General features: G+C 63.9%; 15 protein-coding genes, 1 pseudogene and 1 riboswitch. Of the genes and pseudogenes, 5 read left to right on the forward strand and 11 right to left on the reverse strand.

Going from position 1 to position 20,546, the window contains the following annotated elements; all coding sequences use genetic code 11:
* Positions 1-133 precede the first annotated feature (133 nt).
* A complete protein-coding gene (locus PSET11_RS09420; RefSeq protein ID WP_124091849.1) occupies positions 134-1,486 on the reverse strand; it encodes an MFS transporter in 1,353 nt (450 codons plus the stop codon).
* Positions 1,487-1,649: 163 nt separating this feature from the next.
* Here PSET11_RS09420 and purH point away from each other — a divergent pair, with 163 nt between their 5' ends.
* Positions 1,650-3,335 (forward strand): bifunctional phosphoribosylaminoimidazolecarboxamide formyltransferase/IMP cyclohydrolase, encoded by a 1,686-nt coding sequence (purH, locus tag PSET11_RS09425; protein ID WP_124091850.1) that lies wholly within the window; start codon positions 1,650-1,652, stop codon positions 3,333-3,335.
* Positions 3,336-3,467: 132 nt separating this feature from the next.
* Here purH and PSET11_RS09430 read toward each other — a convergent pair whose 3' ends face one another.
* Positions 3,468-4,433 carry a trypsin-like serine peptidase gene (locus tag PSET11_RS09430; protein WP_124091851.1) on the reverse strand — a complete coding sequence of 322 codons (966 nt, stop codon included), beginning with the start codon at positions 4,431-4,433 and terminating at the stop codon, positions 3,468-3,470.
* 320 nt (positions 4,434-4,753) lie between these two features.
* Between PSET11_RS09430 and PSET11_RS09435 the strand changes: the two genes are divergently transcribed.
* A complete protein-coding gene (locus tag PSET11_RS09435; RefSeq protein ID WP_124091852.1) occupies positions 4,754-6,973 on the forward strand; it encodes an NADP-dependent isocitrate dehydrogenase in 2,220 nt (739 codons plus the stop codon).
* Between the two features lie 84 nt (positions 6,974-7,057).
* Here PSET11_RS09435 and PSET11_RS09440 read toward each other — a convergent pair whose 3' ends face one another.
* The 9 genes and pseudogenes from PSET11_RS09440 to purU form a co-directional block, all read right to left on the reverse strand.
* Positions 7,058-8,125, reverse strand: a complete 1,068-nt coding sequence (locus PSET11_RS09440; RefSeq protein ID WP_124091853.1) for a Gfo/Idh/MocA family protein — start codon at positions 8,123-8,125, stop codon at positions 7,058-7,060.
* A 25-nt stretch (positions 8,126-8,150) separates the two neighbouring features.
* Entirely contained in the window at positions 8,151-8,843 is a 693-nt protein-coding gene (locus PSET11_RS09445) for an ABC transporter ATP-binding protein (RefSeq protein WP_124091854.1), read from the reverse strand.
* A 2-nt stretch (positions 8,844-8,845) separates the two neighbouring features.
* A pseudogene (locus tag PSET11_RS09450) lies at positions 8,846-10,305 on the reverse strand (ABC transporter permease).
* Positions 10,306-10,478: 173 nt separating this feature from the next.
* Positions 10,479-11,576, reverse strand: coding sequence for a substrate-binding domain-containing protein (locus PSET11_RS09455; RefSeq protein ID WP_124091855.1), 1,098 nt, complete (start codon positions 11,574-11,576; stop codon positions 10,479-10,481).
* 50 nt (positions 11,577-11,626) lie between these two features.
* Positions 11,627-12,910, reverse strand: a complete 1,284-nt coding sequence (gene mmsB / locus PSET11_RS09460) for a multiple monosaccharide ABC transporter permease (RefSeq protein ID WP_124091856.1) — start codon at positions 12,908-12,910, stop codon at positions 11,627-11,629.
* Positions 12,911-12,981: 71 nt separating this feature from the next.
* Positions 12,982-14,538, reverse strand: coding sequence for a multiple monosaccharide ABC transporter ATP-binding protein (mmsA, locus tag PSET11_RS09465; RefSeq protein WP_124091857.1), 1,557 nt, complete (start codon positions 14,536-14,538; stop codon positions 12,982-12,984).
* A 130-nt stretch (positions 14,539-14,668) separates the two neighbouring features.
* Complete coding sequence (locus tag PSET11_RS09470; protein WP_124091858.1) at positions 14,669-15,859, reverse strand: ROK family transcriptional regulator; 1,191 nt, start codon at positions 15,857-15,859, stop codon at positions 14,669-14,671.
* 41 nt (positions 15,860-15,900) lie between these two features.
* Positions 15,901-16,422, reverse strand: coding sequence for a gamma carbonic anhydrase family protein (locus PSET11_RS09475; RefSeq protein ID WP_124091859.1), 522 nt, complete (start codon positions 16,420-16,422; stop codon positions 15,901-15,903).
* Between the two features lie 90 nt (positions 16,423-16,512).
* Positions 16,513-17,373, reverse strand: a complete 861-nt coding sequence (gene purU / locus PSET11_RS09480) for a formyltetrahydrofolate deformylase (RefSeq protein WP_124091860.1) — start codon at positions 17,371-17,373, stop codon at positions 16,513-16,515.
* A gap of 43 nt (positions 17,374-17,416) precedes the next feature.
* Positions 17,417-17,502, forward strand: a riboswitch (ZMP/ZTP riboswitch).
* Between the two features lie 130 nt (positions 17,503-17,632).
* Here purU and glyA point away from each other — a divergent pair.
* From glyA to PSET11_RS09495, 3 genes are all read left to right on the forward strand, one after another.
* Positions 17,633-18,931: a serine hydroxymethyltransferase gene (gene glyA / locus PSET11_RS09485; protein WP_124091861.1), complete on the forward strand. Its 1,299-nt coding sequence runs from the start codon at positions 17,633-17,635 to the stop codon at positions 18,929-18,931.
* 3 nt (positions 18,932-18,934) lie between these two features.
* A complete protein-coding gene (locus tag PSET11_RS09490) occupies positions 18,935-19,837 on the forward strand; it encodes a bifunctional methylenetetrahydrofolate dehydrogenase/methenyltetrahydrofolate cyclohydrolase (protein ID WP_124091862.1) in 903 nt (300 codons plus the stop codon).
* A gap of 144 nt (positions 19,838-19,981) precedes the next feature.
* Positions 19,982-20,536: a hypothetical protein gene (locus PSET11_RS09495; RefSeq protein ID WP_124091863.1), complete on the forward strand. Its 555-nt coding sequence runs from the start codon at positions 19,982-19,984 to the stop codon at positions 20,534-20,536.
* Positions 20,537-20,546 lie beyond the last annotated feature (10 nt).

Consider the following 20,546-nt stretch of genomic DNA (forward strand, 5'->3'; position numbering starts at 1 on the left):
ACTCACGGATCTGCTCCCGCGTATACCCCGGCGTCCCAGTCATCACCAGGCCTCCTCACTAATCAGCGAATGACTCACAACCAGCCTGGCAAAGAGGGTTAGCGCTACCTAGTTGGGAGGGGGGTGTGGGGCGCTACTCCAGCCGGCGCAGTTTGGTTTCCGGCGCAGTGAAGGCCATCCACACCACGGCCAGCACCACGAGTCCGCCAGCCAGCGCAAACGAAGTTGCCAGCCCGAGCTCGGGCCACAAGTAACTGGCGAAGATCAGTGGACCCAACCCAGCCCCCAGCCGGGAGAACGTCGATGCCCAGCCAAAGCCGGTACCGCGCAGCTCCGTGGGGTACAGCTCTGAAACGTACGTGTACAACACCGGGATGGCGATCTGCACCACAAACCCAAACACCAGCAGCCAAAACACCGCAGCCGTGGGAATGTCCACCACGAAGGCGACGATGACCAGCGTTACCGCGGACAACGGACCCGTGACGGCCAGGATCCACTTGCGGCCTACGCGCTCCACCAACAAGGCAGCCACGACCACGCCGAGCAGGCCCACCGCTGCCATGGACGCGGTGGTCACAAACGCCTTGTATTCTTCGAACCCGGCCTGGATGAGGATCCGCGGCATCCAGGTCAGGGACAGGTAGTAGACCAACAGGATGCTGAAGAACAGCAACCAGGCTGTGGCGGTGATCTTCCAGTTGAACTGCCAGACCGCCCGGAGTTGATGCCACGCGCTGCCCGGCGATAGGCGTGGCACCGAGGAAGCATCCGGCAGGCTGTAGGCCCGTGGTTCGGCGCCGGTGGCGAGCACCAGCCCGTCGATGACTTTGGCTGCTTCCTCCCGCCTCCCCTTGCGGATGAGGAACAACGGCGATTCGGGCACGCTACGCCGGACCCAAAACACCATCAGCGCTGGAATGACCATCACCAACATGGTCAGCCGCCAGTCGCCGAACACCGCCACCAGGCCGGCCGATACGAATCCAGCCAGCGCAGCGCCCACCGGCCACCAACCATCCATGGCCGTGAGCACCTTGCCGCGTTGCTTCCGAGGGGTGAACTCACCTACCAGCGCATAGTCCACCGGAATGCAGCCGCCCAGGCCGAAGCCCGCCATGAAACGGAAGACGCAGAACCAGATGAAGTCGGGGGAGAAGGCGCCCAGGACCGTGAAGATCGAGAACAGCAACAAGGTCGCCGTGAAGGCCTTTTTGCGCCCGATCGTGTCCGCGATGGTGCCCCAGACAAACGCACCCACCGCCATGCCAATAAGGTTGGACGTCCCCACCCACGCCACTTCGCCGGCCGAAAGGTTCCAGTGCTTGGAGAGCAACGGAATCAGAATGCCGTTGAGGGTCACGTCCCAGGCATCGAACATGAACCCCAGTCCGCCGATCAGGAAAATACGCCCCTGGACCTTCCACCGCCAGGGCAGTTCCTGGACCACCTGCTCGCCACTGGGCACAGCGGTATATGTATTCATTGCAGCCTCCTGCAAAAACCATAGCGCCGCCGGCCGACAGCCAGCACCAGACGGGACCTAGTTCACACTCCGGCCACCAGGCGGCGCATACGGCCAGTCGCGATAAACTTGCCCTATCCCCACCAACCGCGGCCTGGCTCGCGAGATTAAGACGGAGACATTTGTGAGTTCCACGCAGCATGAGCGCGTATCCATCGACCGAGTCCCCATTCGACGGGCCCTGATCTCGGTTTACGACAAGACCGGGCTGGAGGAACTGGCCAGCGGCCTGCACGCAGCCGGCGTCAAACTGGTCTCCACAGGGTCCACGGCCAAGCGCATCGCCGCCGCAGGCATCCCCGTCCAGGAGGTCGAGGAAGTCACCGGTTCGCCGGAAATGCTCGATGGCCGCGTGAAGACCCTGCACCCCCGCGTCCACGGCGGCATCCTCGCCGACCGTCGCGTCCCCGCGCACATGGAAACCCTCGCCGGCATGGAGATCGAGGCGTTCGATCTGGTGGTGGTGAACCTTTATCCCTTCGTCGAGACCGTGAAGTCCGGCGCTGCGCAGGACGACGTGGTGGAGCAGATCGACATTGGCGGTCCGGCCATGGTGCGCTCGGCCGCGAAGAACCACGCCGCCGTCGCGATCGTCGTGGACCCCACCTTCTACGCAGCCGTGGTCACCGCAGCTGCGGAGGGCGGCTTCGACCTGAAGACCCGACGTCGGTTGGCAGCGAAAGCGTTCGCGCACACCGCGTCCTACGACACCGCCGTGGCAAGTTGGACTGCCAGCCAGTTCCTGGACGAGGACGGCGACGGCATCATCGATTGGCCCGCCTACGCTGGCCTGTCACTGGAGCGCTCCGAGGTGCTGCGCTACGGCGAAAACCCGCACCAGCAGGCCGCGCTCTACGTGGACAAGGCTGCACCGGCTGGCATCGCGCAGGCGGACCAGATCCACGGCAAGGCCATGAGCTACAACAACTTTGTCGACGCCGACGCCGCCTTGCGCGCCGCGTTCGACTTCGCGGAGCCCGCCGTCGCGATCATCAAGCACGCCAACCCGTGCGGTGTGGCTGTTGGTTCCAAGGACGCCGAAGACCCCATCGCCGATGCGCACGCCAAGGCGCACGCCTGCGATCCGGTGTCTGCGTTCGGTGGCGTCATCGCCGCCAACAGCACTGTCACTGCCGGCATGGCCCGCACCGTGGCCGGGATCTTCACCGAGGTGGTCATTGCGCCGTCCTTCGAGCCGGAAGCAGTGGAAATCCTCGCCAAGAAGAAGAACATCCGGTTACTGACCCTGCCTGAGGGCTACGGCCGCTACCCGTCGGAAATCCGCCAGGTCTCCGGCGGCGTTCTGGTCCAGATGACGGACAAGGTGGACGCCGACGGCGACGATCCAGCCAACTGGACGCTCGCCGCAGGCGCCGCAGCAGACGAGCAGACCCTCGCCGACCTGGCCTTCGCGTGGACCGCATGCCGCGCCGCCAAGTCCAACGCGATCCTGCTGGCAGCCGATGGCGCCGCCGTCGGTATCGGCATGGGTCAGGTCAACCGCCTGGACTCGTGCCGGCTCGCCGTCGAACGGGCCAACACGTTGGGTGTGGCCGTGGAGTCCGACGTCGACGGCGCCGGTGGGGCCTCCAACGCCGATTCAGCGGATGCCCCGCAGCGCGCCCGTGGTGCGGTGGCGGCGTCGGACGCGTTCTTCCCGTTCGCTGACGGCCTGCAGATCCTGATCGACGCCGGCGTCCGCGCCGTGGTCCAGCCGGGCGGATCCGTTCGCGACGACGAAGTGGTTGCTGCAGCCAACGCTGCCGGCATCACCATGTACTTCACCGGCGCACGGCACTTCTTCCACTAGTCCCCACCGGCACCCTCGCCTCGCAAGCTCGGCCAGGGAACCCTGCCGGCGTGGGCCCAGTCCACAGCAACGGCGGCCGTCCCTTCACGTGGGACGGCCGCCGTTGCAATTCAGCCGGGTGTCAGTGCCGGCTTACGAAGCAGCGGCGGTGGCGTAGGTTTGCTGGATGACTGAGCCCCAGTACGGGCCGTACATCTTGGTGGAGTTCTGGCCGTAGCCGTAGCTGTTCACGGAGTTCTGCTTGCCGGTGGAGCTGCTGCCCACGAACCACGGGCCGCCTGAGGAGCCGCCGGTCATGTCGCAGGGGATGCCCTGGGTGGTGCCGCCGGGGTTGACGGTGTCATTGGTGGCGGTCCCGGCGCAGCTCTTGAGGGTCTGGCCGTTGAACGGGGAAGCAGCCGGGTACCCGAAGGCCTTGTAGGTCAGTCCGCGGGCGGCATTGAACTGGACTCCGGAGGCGCCAACGGTGTCGGCAAGGGTGCGGCCGTTGAGCGGGGAAACCACGGCGAAGCCGGTGTCGTACTGGATGTCGCCCTGGCCGGACCACTGGGTGGGGGCGTAGAGGGCTTTGGCGGCCCACTTGCCGTACGGTGCGGCGCCGTTGTTGTAGGCGGGGACAAACACGAAGTTGGTGACGAACGCTCCGGGGCCTTCGTTGAGGCAGTGCCCGGCGGTGGACACCGTGCTCTTGTTGGCTGCGGCCACGGAGTTGCCGGAGCACACGTAGTTCTGGCCGGCCTGGGTGAAGAAGATTTTGCCGATGTGCGCCACGGGGGATTCGCTGGCGGCCCGCAGGACGGGGGTGGTGGCGGCGAGAGGTTCCACCGAGGACGGTGCGCCCTTGGCAACCAAGGCCCGCTCCAGACCGAGGGAGCGCTGCACTGCGCTGTTGGCGCGCTGGTCGGCCGGGATGGCGCTGGTCATGCGGTCGGCGGTCCAGTAGTCGGCGGCACCGGCGGAGTTGACCGCCGTGCCGGTGACGGAGGGGGTGGTGTCTTTCGTCGGGGCGGCGTTGGCCGATCCGGCTGCACTGAGTGCCAGGATGGCGGCCGCGGAGAAGGTCAGGAGGCTGGTTGCCAGGGACCGTGTGCGTGTCATGGGTGTCCTGTCTGAACGAAGTAGCCAGCTCCCGGGGAGGAACTGGTGTGACTTAGGGAACATATCGCCATATGACAAGTTTGTAAATAAGAGTGACATCTCGTGTATTGCCCGGAAGCGTCAGCAGAAGGCAGCGCACGACGGCGGCGCGGCACTCAGGTGCGTGCCGTCGTCGTACGTTCGAAAAGTGCACTCGGCCGCACCCAGGTGGTAATGCGGGACGGCCGGTAGGGACCAAATCGGCGTCCTCGGGTAAGTTTGTAGGTGGTGCATTAGACCGGATTTCACCATCAAGCCGAACTCCAGGGAGACCCCCGCGCATGTCCAAAATTATCTACACCCACACCGATGAAGCGCCGATGCTGGCTACCTATTCGTTCCTGCCCATCGTTGAAGCATTCGCCTCAACCGCAGGTGTGGAGGTGGAGACTCGCGACATCTCGCTCGCTGGCCGCATCATCGCCGTCTTTGGTGACTACCTGACGCCGGAGCAAGCCGCTGGCGATGCGCTCGCGGAATTGGGACAACTGGCGAAGGCGCCAGAAGCGAACATCATCAAGCTGCCCAACATCAGCGCGTCCATCCCGCAGCTGAAGGCCGCCATCGCCGAGCTGCAAGGCCAGGGCTACGCGTTGCCGGACTACCCGGACAACCCGTCCTCCGACGAGGAAACCGCCGTCCGTTCGCGGTATGACAAGATCAAGGGCTCCGCCGTTAACCCGGTGCTGCGCGAAGGCAACTCGGACCGCCGCGCGCCGCTGTCCGTGAAGAACTACGCTCGCCAGAACCCGCACTCCATGGGTGACTGGAGCGGCGACTCCAAGACCAACGTGGCCACCATGGGCGAGAACGACTTCCGTGCCAACGAAAAGTCGGTCGTCATCGACAAGGCCGGCACCATTGAGATTCAGCTGGTCCGCGAAGACGGCTCCGTCAAGGTCCTGAAGAAGGCCTTCCCGGTTCTGGCCGGTGAGGTCATCGACGGCACCATCATGCGCGCCGCCGCCCTGGACGAGTTCCTTACGGCGCAGGTTGCCCGGGCCAAGGAAGAAGGCGTGCTGTTCTCGGCACACCTGAAGGCCACCATGATGAAGGTCTCCGATCCGATCATCTTCGGCCACGTGGTGAAGGCCTACTTCGCTGAACTCTTCGACACCTACGGCAAGCAGCTCGCCGCCGCGGGCGTCAGCCCCAACAACGGCCTGGCGGCGATCCTCAGCGGGCTCGACGACCTGCCCACCGACGTCCGCGAAGGTGTCCAGGCGCTGATCACCAAGGGCCTGGCAGACGGTCCGGCCCTGGCCATGGTGGATTCGGACAAGGGCATCACCAGCCTCAATGTCCCCTCCGACATCATCGTTGACGCCTCCATGCCGGCCATGATCCGCAGCTCCGGCCACATGTGGGGCCCGGACGGCAAGGAAGCCGACACGTTGGCGGTCCTCCCGGACAGCTCCTACGCCGGCATCTACCAGGTGGTCATCGATGACTGCCGCGTCAACGGCGCCTACGATCCCACCACCATGGGTACGGTTCCCAACGTTGGCCTCATGGCGCAGGCGGCCGAGGAATACGGCAGCCACGACAAGACCTTCGAAATCCAGGAAGCTGGAACCGTTCAGATCGTGGACGAAGCCGGCACCGTGCTGATCGAACACACCGTCTCCGAGGGCGACATCTGGCGCGCCTGCCAGACCAAGGATGCCCCCATCCGCGACTGGGTCAAGCTCGCCGTCACCCGTGCCCGCGCCTCCCAGACGCCCGCCGTGTTCTGGCTGGACGAAACCCGCGCGCACGACACCAACCTGATCGCCAAGGTCACCGAGTACCTCAAGGATCACGACACCGACGGCCTTGACCTGCGCATTCTCTCGCCCGTGGACGCCACCGCGTTCACCATCGAGCGGATCCGCAAGGGCGAAGACACCATCTCCGTCTCGGGTAACGTGCTCCGCGACTACCTCACGGACCTCTTCCCGATCCTCGAACTGGGCACCAGCGCCAAGATGCTCTCCGTGGTTCCGCTGATGAACGGTGGCGGACTCTTCGAGACCGGCGCCGGCGGATCAGCCCCCAAGCACGTCCAGCAGCTGGTCAAGGAAAACCACCTCCGCTGGGACAGCCTGGGCGAATTCCTTGCCCTGGCCGTGAGCTTCGAGCACCTCGCCACCACCACGGGCAACGCCCGCGCGCAGGTCCTCGCCGACACCCTTGACCGCGCCACGGGAACGTTCCTGCTGGAAAACAAGTCCCCGCGCCGCAGCGTAGGCGACCTCGACAACCGTGGCAGCCACTACTTCCTGGCCCGCTACTGGGCCGAGGAGCTGGCGAAGCAGACGGCCGACGTCGAACTCGCAGCAGCTTTCTCCGCGATCGCCGCCGAGCTGTCCAGCAATGAGGAAGCCATCGTGGGCGAACTGGCCGCGGTGCAGGGTTCCGCCGTTGACCTGGGCGGATACTACCGCCCGGACAGCGCCAAGGCTGCCGCTGTGATGCGCCCGTCCGAGACGCTGAACAAGGTCATCGCCACCCTGGGCTGATCCTGTCCTTGAACCGCTGGCCCGCAGAGTTTCTCTGCGGGCCAGCGGTTTTTTGTGTGCTGGTGGCCGACGGCGGCCCTCACTTTACCGAGCGTCGTTGGGGTACCGGATGCCAAGCTGTGACCGGACGCCGTCGAACAGGCGCATGACGTTCAGCGAATCCTCGAGTGGCATGACCGGACTCTCCAGGAGGCCTTGCTGGATGCAGCGGGTCACCTCACGCAGCTCGTACGTGTAGCCATGGCCCGTCTCGAACTGTTCCGTGCGTTGGGTGTCCCAGCCGATCTGGATGTTCAGTTCGCGGGGGTTGTTGGTTGAGCCCGTTGCCTGCAGGTACCCCAGCGAACCAGCCACGGTGCAGGTTTTGGGGCCGTGGGCCAGCAGGCTTGACGTCAGCTGGGCCTGCGCGCCGGATTCGTAGCCCAGGGTCAGGGCGTTCTGGGCGTCGACGCCGTTTTCCGTCAGGGTACCCAGGGCGCTGACGGACTGGGGAAATCCGAGCGTTCCCAGTGCCCACAGCAGCGGGTAGACCGTCATGTCCAGGAGCGCGCCGCCGCCATCGTTGATGTTCCAGAGGCGGCTGGTTGAGTCTGCCGGCGCGGGGAAGCCGATGTCGGCGCTGACCCACTGGATCTGGCCGAGCTCACCTGATGCGGCGATGCCGAACATCCGCTGCATGCTCGGCAGGAACCTGCTCCACACCGCCTCCATCAGAAAGAGCTTGAGCTCACCGGCCAAAGCCACCAGCTCGGCAGCCTCACGAGCATTGATGGTCAGTGCTTTCTCGCACAGGACGTGCTTGCCTGCTCGAAGGGCAGCCGAGGCGATCTCGAAGTGCTGCGCATGGGGAGTTGCAATGTAGACCACGTCCACCAGCGGGTCCGCCAGCAGGCGCTGGTAGCCGGGAACACCGCCGTCGTCCCCGTAGGCTGTGGCGAAACCTGCCTTCTTGGCGAAGGCCTCGGCAGCCAGCTGCTGGCGCGAGCTGACGGCATGCAGTTCTGCGTCCGCCAACAACGCCAGGTCCTTGGCGACCGTGGCCGCAATGTTGCCGGTGGAGACAAACCCCCACCGCAGCGGGCGGCCGGTTGCTGCCGTGGGGTCCTGGTTGGCCTGGGACGAAAGCCACGGGGTGGCGATGGAGGCGTTCATGGGACCATCCTCCCACCCCAACCCTCTAGGCCACCCTGGCCGAACGAACCTCCTCAGTCAGCTTGCCCTGTTGCAGACGGAACCTGCGGTCGGTCTTCAGCGCGAGGCTCCTGTCATGCGTCACCACCAGGATGGTGGTGTTGTGGTCGCGGCTGAGGGAGCTGAGCAGTTCGATGATGTGCTCGCCGGTCTGCTCGTCGAGGTTTCCGGTGGGTTCATCGGCCAGGATCAGCTTGGGTTCGTTGGCCAACGCCCTTGCGATAGCCACCCGTTGCTGCTCGCCGCCGGAGAGCCGGTTGGTTCTGCGGATGTGCTTTTCCGGGTCCAACTGCACCTGTTCCAGCAGTTCCTGGGCGCGTTTGAGCCGGGCCGGCTTCCGCACGCCGGCGAACTCCAGGGGCAGCATGATGTTGTCCACGGCGCTGAGGTTGGGGATGAGGTTGAACTGTTGGAAGACGAAGCCGATGTCGCGCCGCCGGTACTCGGTAAGCTTGCCGTCGGGCATGCTGGCCAGGCTTACGCCGTCTACCACCACATCGCCGCTGGTGGGTTTGTCCAGTGCGCCGAGCAGTGACAGCAGCGTGCTTTTGCCGCTCCCACTCTTCCCCACGATCGAGGCGAGCGATCCTTTCTCCAATTCGAAGCTGACATCGTTCACCGGCTTGATGGTGCGGTCACCGGACTTGAACGTACGGACCAGGTTCTTGACTTCAATCATGGTTATTCTCCTCGCAGGACTTCGACGGGACGGATGCGCGCGGTCAGCAACGCTGGAACCAGTGCACCGATAATGGCCACACCGAAGACCGCTGCAATTCCGCCGGCGATCACCCCGGGGGAGGCGCTGGCCGTCACCGAGGTCAGCAGCTGGGAGGCGCCGCCGAACGGACCGCCTTGGCCGCCGGGGAAACCGGTGCCTCCACCCGGGAAGCCGGCACCGCCAGCTCCGCCGGCCGCCCCGGCGATGGCTGCGCCGCGTCCGGTGGTGGCCGCCGTCGTCGTGGTGTTGGTGCTGACTAGCGCCGAGGCGATGCCGCCGCTGGCGAACGAGGCAATGATGGCGCCCACTGCGCTGCCCATAGCGGCCAGCACCAGGGCCTCCAGGACGAATTGCAGGCCGATGGTGCGGTTGGGGGCGCCGATCGCCTTCAGGACGCCGATTTCGCGGCGACGTTCACGGACCAACATCACCATGATGAGCAAGATGATCAGGCCAGCGGTGCCCAGGGCGGCGATGAAGGCCACGAACGAGACGTTCTTGACACTGCCCAGTGAACTGACAGCGGTTTCGAGGTTCTGGCCTTGGGTGACATCGGCGGTGGTGCTGCCGAGGGCAGACTGCAGCTCGGTTTTAGCAGTGGCGACATTGTCGAGCGAATCGACGGTGACCACCATGCTGGAGAGCTCGCCGGGGGTGCCGGCCAGGGTCTGCGCGGTGGGCAGCGTGAGGTAGGCGGCGTTGTTGCCGAACGCGGTGCCTGCGTCGAACAGGCCGGCCACCGTGTACGTCTGGTCGTTGATGGTGAACGTGGATCCGACGCTGAGGTTGTTCTTCTCCGCGAGGGTGGTGCCCAGCAGGGCGTTGGTGGAGGCGGTCGTGTAGTCGCCCAAGCCGGTGCCGGTGGTGATATTTAGGGCCTTGCCGGTGGCGTCCACCTCGGCGTCAATGCCCGTGGCCGTGATCGGCAGGGACCGCGCACGGGCTGGGTGGCGCCGCTGGTCGTCCCGCTGGCCTGGTTTCGGGTGCCGAGCGTGCCTGCGTCGATGGCAGCGGTGAGGCTGGTGGTCAACGTCGCCGCGGCCTGTCCACCGGGACCGGGCTGGCCGCCGGGTCCCGCCTGGCCACCCGCCGTCGTGCCTGCTGCGGCCTCGGTGGCGTTCCGCAACCGCAGGGCTGAGGTCCCGACGACGGAGCTGACGTTCGCGACGCCGGCGGCGGTGGCTGCCTGCGCGGCCGTCAGCGGTTCGCCGCCGCCTTCGAAGCCCTGGCCGCCGGCCGGATTGACGGTCAGGACTGTGCCCACTGAGGCGTTGAGTTCCTGGACTTTGGCGCCGACTGCCTGGTTGGCGACCAACATGGCCAGTGCCAGGCCGATCGCGACGGCGAGGACCGCCACGACGGCCGCCGTCCTGACCTTGTTTCTGAAGGCGTTGCCTATGCTGGGGGCGAGGACGCTCACGATTCTCCTAAGATTCAGGTGCCGGCGCGCAGGGCCGGCGTCGAATCAAGAATCGTGGGTGTTGCTGTGCTGGCGTGCGGGCCAACCTGTGGTGCGGCTGTGAAAAGTGAACCGGCTGCGGGCACGGAAAAGCCCGACACCCACGAGGGTGCCGGGCGCTCCGGTGGAGAGTGTTACTTGGTCAGCGGGCCGAGTACCGGATCGTCGGCGTAAGCCGTCTTGACGTTCGCGGCAGTCACGATGACCGGCTCCAGCAGGTATGCCGGAACGGTTTTGACACCGTTGTTGTAGGAGTCCTTGTCGTTGATTTCCAGATCCTTGCCGGCCTGGAGGTCCTTCACCATGGTGATGGCGTGCTCAACGAGCTTGCGGGTGTCCTTGTTGATGGTGGAGTACTGCTCGCCAGCCATGATCGATTTGACCGACTCAACTTCGGAGTCCTGGCCGGTGATAACGGGGATCGGCTTGCCAGCGGCCTTGACTGAGGTGATAACGGCGCGGGCCAGCGTGTCGTTGGGGGAGAGGACCCCATCCAGCGATGCCGAGCCATAGCTGCCGGTGAGCAGGGTGTCAGCGCGACGCTGGGCGTTTTCTGCCTTCCAGCCCTGCGTCACAGCCTGTTCGAAGCTGTTCTGGCCGGAGAGGACCTTGAGCGTGCCGTCGTCGATCTTCGGCTTCAGGACGCTCATGGCGCCGTCGAAGAAGACCTTCGCGTTGGCATCATCGGGTGAACCGGCAAACAGTTCAATGTTGTAGGGACCCGAGGCCTTCTTGGCCTTGAGTCCGTCCAGCAGGGCCTGTCCCTGGAGCACGCCGACCTTGAAGTTGTCGTACGCCACGTAGTAATCGACGCTGTCGGTGTTCAGCAGCAGCCGGTCGTAGGCGATGATGGTGGCGCCGGCTTCTTTGGCCTGCTTGAGCTGGGTGCCCAACTGGGAGCCGTCGATGGCGCCCACGATGATGACCTTGGCGCCCTTCGTGACCATGGCGCTGATCTGGTTCTGCTGCTCGGAGACGCCACCGTTGGCGAACTGCACATCAGCTTTGAACCCGGCACCGTTGAGGCCGTCGTTGAACAGCTTCTCGGCCAGGACCCAGTTCTCACTGGTCTTTTGGGGAAGCGCGACGCCGATCGAGGAGTTTTGCTCGAATCCGGCGGCACCGCTGGACGCACCTGCGGACGGGGTTTCTGCTCGTCCGCAACTGGTCAGCGCCAGCGCTGCAATGGCAGCTATTGCGGCTGCCTTACCTGCTTTTCCGATCATTCGCATTGTTGAATCTCTTTCTTTGAGGGTGTGTAACGCTGGTCGAACCGAACCGCTCAAGCTTCCTTGGCGATTGCTTCCTTGGTGGAGGTGGTCTCGTCGGGTTGGTTGGGGTTGCTGGGGCCTGCACTGGAACGGTTGAAGTTACGCAGCATCAGGCCGATCAGGGACTTCTTGCCCTGGCTCTTGTTGTAGACGTCGAATGCGACGGCGATGAGGAGGACCAGGCCCTTGATGATCTGGGTGAGGTCGGCGCCGATGCCGAGCAGTTGGAGGCCGTTGTTGAGTACGGCCATGACCAGACCACCGATGATGGACCCGATCACGGTGCCCACGCCGCCGGTGACTGCGGCGCCGCCGATGAAGACGGCGGCGATCGCATCGAGTTCCCAGCCCACGCCGTCGAACGGCCCCGAAGCGGTGGATCGGCCCACGAAGATCATGCCAGCCAGGCCGGCCAGGATAGACATGTTCATCATTACCAGGAAGTTGACCTTCTTGGACTGCACACCGGAGAGTTCAGCTGCGTGCCGGTTGCCACCCACGGCGTAGACGTGGCGGCCCAGGATGGTGCGGGAGGAAATGAATCCGTACAGCAGGACCAGGAAACCGAGGATCAGCCCGGGGATGGGGAATGAGGTACCGGGACGGCCGGTGGCGAAGAGGTAGGTGGCGTAGAGGATGGCGCCGCAGATCAGGACCAGCTTCAGGACAGTGACCCACAGTTCGGGGACTTCAGCGCCGAGGGCTTTGGCCCGGGAACGGGAGCGGAGTTCGCCTACCACCACAAACGCTGCGCCAGCGATGCCCAGCAACAGGGTGAGGTTGTTGAATCCCGTGTTGGGCCCTACCTCAGGGAGGTAGCCGGAGCCCAAGAACTGGAAATCAGCGGGGACGGGAATGGTGTTGGACTTACCCACGAACTGGTTGAAGCCGCGGAAGAGCAGCATGCCAGCGAGCGTGACGATGAACGCCGGAATACCTACATAAGCCGTCCACCAGCCCTGCCAGGCGCCGATCAGAGCGCCAAGGATCAGGCCAAACAGCACGCCGAGGTACCAGGGTATGCCCCAGTCCCGGATGGCTAACGCAACGCTGACCCCCACGAACGCGGCGACTGAGCCCACGGAAAGGTCGATGTGCCCAGCGATGATCACCAGGACCATGCCGATGGCCAGGATGAGGATGTAGGAGTTGCCGTTGAAAAGGTTAATGACGTTGCCGGACGTCAGGGTCCGGCCGCTCGTGGCGATCTGGAAGAAGGCGATCAGCGCCACGAGGGCGAAGATCATGCCGAACTGGCGAGTGTTACCGCCAAACATCTTCTTGAGGGCGTTCATGGTGTCTGTCCTTGGGGTCCGAAAGGATTGTTGATATCCAGCAAGTGAGTCGGTCGGGCGGTCTGGGCGACCTAAGCGGCTTTGCGGGCGGAGGTCATCAGTTTCATCAGGCTTTCCTGGCTGGCCTCGTCCTTGTCCAGGACACCGGTAATGGCGCCTTCGAAGATGGTGTAGATGCGGTCGGACAGGCCCAGGAGCTCGGGGAGCTCCGAGGAAATGACGATCACTCCCTTGCCCTGGTTGGCGAGCTGCTGGATGATGCCGTAGATCTCATACTTGGCGCCGACGTCGATCCCGCGGGTGGGTTCGTCGAGAATCAGCAGGTCCGGGTCGGTGAACATCCACTTGGCGAGCACAACTTTCTGCTGATTGCCACCGGAGAGCTTGGCGACGCCTTCCTCCACCGACGGCGTTTTGGTCCGCAGTGACTTTCGGTACTCCTCCGCCACCGTGAATTCTTGGTTGGCGTCCACCACGGTGTTGTGGCTGATCTTGCGCAGGTTGGCGGCGACAGTGGTGGTTTTGATGTCATCCAGCAGGTTCAGACCCAGTGACTTTCGGTCTTCGGTGACGTAGCCCAGACCGGCGTCAATGGCCTGCCGGACGGATTTGAGGGTCACCGGTTTGCCATCCTTGTAGATCTGGCCATCGATGAACCGGCCGTAGGACCTGCCAAAAATGGACCGCGCAAGCTCGGTGCGGCCGGCTCCCATGAGCCCGGCGAATCCCACAATCTCGCCCCGTCGTACGAAGAAGTTGGAGTGCTTGCACACCATCCGGTCCTGGACGTTGGGGTGCGCCACGGTCCAGTCCTTGACCTCGAAGAAGACTTCACCGATCTTGGGGGTGTGATCCGGGAATCGGGATTCCAAGGTGCGGCCCACCATGCCCTTGATGATTCGGTCCTCGTCAACACCGTCGGCCTTGACGTCGAGGGTCTCGATCGACTTGCCATCACGGATGATGGTGATGGAGTCGGCGATCTGCTCAATTTCGTTGAGCTTGTGCGAAATGATGATCGAGGTGATGCCGCGGCCCTTGAGGCCCAGGATCAAGTCCAGCAAGTGCTGGGAGTCGGACTCGTTCAGCGCGGCCGTTGGCTCGTCAAGGATCAAGATCTTGACCGACTTGTTCAGTGCCTTGGCGATTTCCACGAGCTGCTGCTTGCCGACGCCGATTTCCTTGACAGGTGTTTCGGGGTCTTCGGCGAGGCCAACCCGGGCCAACAGCTCGGTGGAGCGGAGGCGGGCCTCTGCCCAGTTGATGACCCCCCGCTTGGTGGGCTCGTTGCCGAGGAAGATGTTTTCCATGATGGAGAGCTCAGGAATGAGTGCGAGTTCCTGGTGGATGATCACGATGCCGGCCTGTTCGCTGGCACGGATGTCGCGGAATTGCTGGACCTCAGCCTGGTAGACGATGTCGCCGTCGTATGAGCCGTAGGGGTAAACGCCGGAGAGGACCTTCATCAGGGTGGATTTACCGGCACCGTTCTCGCCGCAAATGGCGTGGACTTCGCCGGCCCGAACGCGCAGGCTCACTTCAGAGAGTGCCTTGACGCCTGGGAATTCCTTGGTGATGGAACGCATCTCCAGGATGACAGGGTCCAACTCCGTGGTCTGGGACGTCATCTGTCCTAACCCTCCAATGCATGACTTCGTTGTCCGGTCAGCAAAACGCTGACCCGTCTGATCCAAAAGTAAACTGGATCACAGGTCTTGTCGTCAAGTCTTGAACGCAATTACCGGATAACGAAATGGTCTACATTCGGCGGATACCTGCATTTTGGAACACGAGGGCGGCTGCTCCCAGGGCTTCCGCGCGGTCGCCCAGGGAAGACATGGTGAGGGTGGTGGTCTCGCCGATGACCGGCACGGCATGCCGCGTCAGGCCTCGGCGGATGGGCTCGAGCAGGATGTCACCGAGGCCGGCCAGGGGGCCGCCTACCACGATGACTTCTGGATTGATGAGGTTGGCAACGTTGCCCAGTGCGCGGCCCACGGAGAGGCCTGCGTCGTCGACGACACGGAGGGTTGCCGGATCGCGGCTCAAGGCCTTCTGGACTATGTCAGCGGGGGTGAGCGGGCGATTTTCGCCTCGGCTAAGGAGCTCGATCATGGTGGTGGTGGAGGCGATGGTTTCGAGGCAGCCGCGGTTCCCGCAACGGCACACCAGCCCTTGTTCGTGGATGGTGGCGTGGCCGATTTCGCCGGTGATTCCCACGTTGCCGTAGAAGGGTGCGCCGTTGAGGATCAGACCGGCGCCGATGCCCGAGCCGATCTTGAGGAACAGCAGGTTGCTGATCCCGGTGTGTTGCCCCCAGGTCACCTCGGACCATGCGCCAAGGTTGGCGTCGTTGTCAACAAAGACGGGGATTTTCAGCGTCTCTTCGAGGTGGGACAGGATGTTGATACCCACCCATTCGGGGAGGATGGCGCCCTGCGCCACGGTACCGGTTCGCCTGTCGATGGGTCCTGGAATTCCGACTCCGGCACCCACTACGGCGGTGCGCTCGATACCGCTTTCGCGCAGCAATTTCGCGAGCAGGGTGACGGCAGCCTGGATCCCTTCCTCGGCCTGATGGCCCAGTGGCAGCTGCACTGATTCCTCGGCCACCACGTGATAACTCAAGGAGGTTAAAACCACGCGCAGGTGCCGGCGGCCGAAATCGATGCCGACGGCGACTGCACCGTCGCTGATGAGGCGGACGTTCAGCGCGCGGCGGCCGGAGCTGGTGACCGGCTCCGTGGACGCCAGCCCTGCAGTGACCATGATTTTTACGATGTTGGAGACCGTGGCGGTGGAAAGTCCTGTCTGGCGGGCCAGTTCGGCCTGCGTGGACGGTCCGCTCTGCAGGCACTCCATGAGGCGCTGCTGGTTCAGCTGCCGCAGTGCGGACTGTGAGCCGGGATTCTTTGGTTTGGCCCTGGTTGAGCGCGCGGTTGCGGACATGCTAAGAAGATTGCCTTATTCTCACTCTTGTAGTCAAGAAGTTAACGCAGGTGCATGTCACGGTGCGCTGCGGCCAAGTCCAGGTAGTGCGCTGCGTTTTGTTGGACAGCTGCGAACTCCTCGTCGGAAAGCTCGCGCCTGACCTTGGCGGGAACGCCGGCTACCAGGGACCGTGGCGGGATGATGGTGCCCTCGAGGACCACTGCGCCAGCTGCAACGAGCGACCCGGCGCCGATCACGGCACCGTTGAGGATGGTGGCGCTCATCCCGATCAGGCAGTCGTCCTCCACCGTGCAGCCATGGACGACGGCGGCGTGTCCCACTGAGACGCGATCGCCCACGGTGCAGGGGAAGTCGGGATCGGCGTGCAGGACAACGTTGTCCTGCAGGTTGCTGCCGGTGCCGACGGAGATGGCGGCGGTATCTGCCCGGACGCTCACGCCGTAGAAGGCACTGGAGTCCTGGGCCAAGGTGGCATTGCCGATGATCGAGGCCGTGGGGGCAACGAACGCTGAGTCGTGGACGGCGGGAGACACGCCGCCAAAGGGGTAGAGGGGAGCCATGGGTTCACCCTAAGCGACACCTGCGCGCCCCCACCCAACTGACTCGCAGTTGTTGTCGTTTTGAGGGCTCAGAACGACAACAACTGCGAGTCAGTTGAAGACCACCGTACGGTTGCCGTCCAGGAGGACCCTGTGCTCCGCATGCCACTGCACTGCCTGAACCAGGGTGCGGCCTTCAACGTCCCGGCCCATCTGGACGAACTGCTCAGGCGTACGGGCATGATCCACCCGGATGACCTCTTGCTCGATGATGGGGCCCTCATCCAGGGCCGCCGTGACGTAGTGGGCGGTGGCGCCGATGAGCTTCACGCCGCGTGCGTGCGCCTGGTGGTAAGGTTTCGCGCCCTTGAAAGAGGGCAGGAACGAGTGGTGGATGTTGATGGCCTGCCCTGCCAGGTCGGTGCACAGTTCGTCCGAAAGGATCTGCATGTACCTGGCCAAGACCGTCAGCTCCACATCGTGTTCAGCCATGATGGCCCGGAGTTTATCCTCGGCCTGGGCTTTGGTGTCTTTGGCTACGGGGATGTGGTGGAACGGAATCCCGTAGAACTCGGCGAGTCCGGCAAGGTCCTGGTGGTTGGACACAATGGCCGGAATGTCGATGGGAAGGGTTCCGCTGCGCTGCTGGAAGAGCAGGTCGTTGAGGCAGTGTGCGGAGGTGCTGGCCAGGATCAGGGTGCGGACTTTGCGGCCTGCAGCGTTCAGGCTCCAGCGCATGCTGAAGGCCTCGGCGACCGGCTGCAGGGCGGCACGCAGGTCGGCCTGCGCTGCACCAGTGCTCACCTCCACCCGCATGAAGAACGTGCCGGTTGCTGGGCTGCCATACTGCTGCGAATCGGCAATGTTGCAGCCTGCCACAAGGAGCGCGCCAGCAACGGCGTGCACGATCCCGGGACGGTCCGGGCAGGACAGGGTGACAATATACGTTTGGTTCAGCTGCTCATGACTCACGCGTCCTAGAGTACCCGCGGACGGTGCTGCTGCTTTGGTACCCTTGGAAGGTCGCAACTGGCGTTGGGTGGTTAACCACCAGGGAGTGGCAATCACGAAGACCACGGATCGTCCGCCTGGGCCGAGGGTCACGTTTTACCGGCACCTGATTTCCCGAGGGAATGTAGGCCAGTGCTGTACGTCATGGAACGTGTTGTGGCGGCATGCCAGCCGGTAGCCTGACCTTAGTAGTGCCCGCATTCCGAGCCAGGAGTTCCTTGTGACCACTTCCGCATCAGCAACCGCCGCCGTCAGCAACCAATCGCTGGCTGAGCTTGACCCCGAAATCGCTGCAGTCCTCAACCAGGAGCTTGGCCGCCAGCGCGGCACCCTGGAAATGATCGCCTCAGAAAACTTCGCCCCCCGCGCCGTCATGGAAGCCCAGGGGTCGGTCCTGACCAACAAATACGCTGAGGGCTACCCGGGCCGCCGCTACTATGGCGGCTGCGAATATGTGGACGTCGCAGAACAACTGGCCATCGACAGGGTCAAGGCCCTGTTCGGCGCCGAGTTCGCTAACGTTCAGCCGCACTCCGGCGCTCAAGCCAATGCTGCAGCCCTTTCCGCCATGATCACCCCGGGCGACAAGATCCTGGGCCTTTCCCTGGCTCACGGTGGCCACCTGACCCACGGCATGAAATTGAACTTCTCCGGCAAGCTGTACAACGTGGCTGCCTACCAGGTCGAGGAAGACTCCTTCCGGGTGGACATGGACAAGCTGCGGGAGCAGGCCATCGCCGAGAAGCCCCAAGTCATCATCGCTGGCTGGTCCGCCTACCCGCGCCAGCTCGACTTTGCAGCCTTCCGCTCCATCGCGGACGAAGTGGGTGCCCTGCTCTGGACCGATATGGCACACTTTGCCGGCCTGGTGGCAGCAGGACTGCACCCGAGCCCGGTGCCGTACTCCGACGTCGTGACCTCCACGGTGCACAAGACCCTGGCTGGTCCTCGGTCGGGTGTGATCCTGGCCAAGCAGGAGTGGGCCAAGAAGCTCAATTCCAACGTCTTCCCCGGTCAGCAGGGTGGTCCTTTGATGCATGTGATCGCCGCCAAGGCCGTAGCCTTCAAGATTGCCGGCACTGCTGAGTTCAAGGAACGCCAGGAACGCGTCCTTGAGGGTGCCAAGATTATTGCTGACCGGCTGAACCAGGCAGACCTGGCCCAGGCGGGCGTCTCGGTCCTGACCGGTGGCACCGATGTCCACCTGGTCCTCGTTGACCTGCGCAACTCTCAGCTGGACGGCCAGCAGGCTGAGGATCTCCTGCACTCGGTAGGCATCACGGTAAACCGGAACGCTGTTCCATTCGATCCGCGTCCGCCGATGGTCACTTCCGGGCTTCGGATTGGTACCCCTGCGCTGGCAACCCGTGGTTTCGGAGCCGAGGAATTCACCGAAGTAGCCGAAATCATCGCCACTGCGCTGAAGACTGGCTCGGCCACCGACGTCGAGGCCTTGCAGTCCCGCGTGGACAAGCTTGCCGCCGACTTCCCGCTGTACCCGCAGCACGAGCAGTGGTAACCCATGACTGAAACAACCCAGACAGCAAAGGTCCTGGACGGCAGGGCAACCTCTGCCGCTATTAAGTCCGAGCTGCAGGAACGCGTTGCGGCGCTGAGGGACCGCGGTATCACGCCTGGTATCGCCACGGTGTTGGTGGGCGCGGACCCCGCCTCCCAGCTGTACGTGTCCATGAAGCACAAACAATCTGTGGCGATCGGAATGAATTCGATCCAGCGCGAACTGCCGGCCGATGCCACCCAAGAGCAGGTCGAAGCGCTGATTGACGATCTCAATGCAGACCCCGACTGCCATGGCTTCATTGTCCAGTTGCCCCTGCCGAAGCATCTGGACACAGACGCCATCCTGGAGCGCATCGATCCTGCCAAGGACGCTGACGGCCTGCATCCCACCAACCTTGGCCGGCTGGTATTGAACGTTAACGGTGAGATCACCTCGCCGCTGCCCTGCACGCCTCGAGGCGTCATTGAACTGTTGGAGCGCAACGGGTACAGCCTTTCCGGCAAGCACGTGGTGGTGGTTGGCCGCGGCGTCACCATTGGCCGATCCATTGGGCTGCTGCTGACCCGCCGCGAGATCAATGCCACGGTGACCTTGACACACACTGGCACTACCAACATGTCGGAGCTCCTCAAACAGGCTGACGTTATTGTGGGAGCCGCCGGGGTCAAGCACATCGTCAAGGCTGCTGACGTGAAACCGGGCGCCGCCCTGCTGGACGTTGGTGTTACCCGCGAAGTGGATCCCCAAACGGGCAAGAGCAAGGTGTACGGCGACTTCGAGCCTGCCGCGGCCGACGTGGCTGGCTGGATCTCCCCGAATCCTGGCGGTGTGGGCCCCATGACGGTGGCGCTGCTGATGACCAATGTGGTTGAGGCGGCGGAACGCCAGGCCGGAATCGCCTAGCCGCACTCACGTAGGTAGCGCTAACTGCAGTTTTGACCCCTCAAAAGTGCAGTTAGCGCTACCCAGTTGGGCCGCTTCCCTGCGCAGTGTTCGCCGCGGGTGGAAGCGGCCCAACCACCCCGCCGCGTTTGAGATAATAGCTCTATGCAATCTGTGGGCAGCCCCAAGCCATCCGCCAAACCCGGTTTCTCCATGGTCCGTATCAGCGGGCCGGGGATGATCGTCTTCATCGTCGCGTTCTTGGTGGCAGTGATTTTCGCTGCCAACCAAAACGATGTGGTGGGGTGGATCGTGGCCATCATCGCGCTGTTCTGGTTGCTGCTTGCCACCTTTGTGGTCTTCAGTATTCAGCGCGCCGCCAAGAAGGCCGGCGCCAAGCTCACCGAGGCGCAGAATGCGTTCAACGCAGCAGCTGGGCGGGCCCCTTCGCCTACCGAAGCGAACCATGGCGGCACCAGAGTTGTCTCCGAGCGCAATGAGGCTGACGAGGTTCGGGACCTGAAGCTGGACCACTCCTTCAAGATCGTCCAGGTGCAGGTCCGCGTGGTGGAGGAGGAGCGCGCCAAGGGTGCGGCCGCCAACCAGGACACCATCCACCGCGCCCTCGAAACCATCGAGATTACTGCCACCAACGCCCGCGACATGATCAAGTCCAGCGGCGGTTCGTCCGAACCGGTCAGCGGAACCATCGTCGACTAGAGTGGAGCGG

Source organism: Arthrobacter ulcerisalmonis (genome assembly GCF_900609065.1).
Lineage (GTDB): Bacteria > Actinomycetota > Actinomycetes > Actinomycetales > Micrococcaceae > Arthrobacter > Arthrobacter ulcerisalmonis.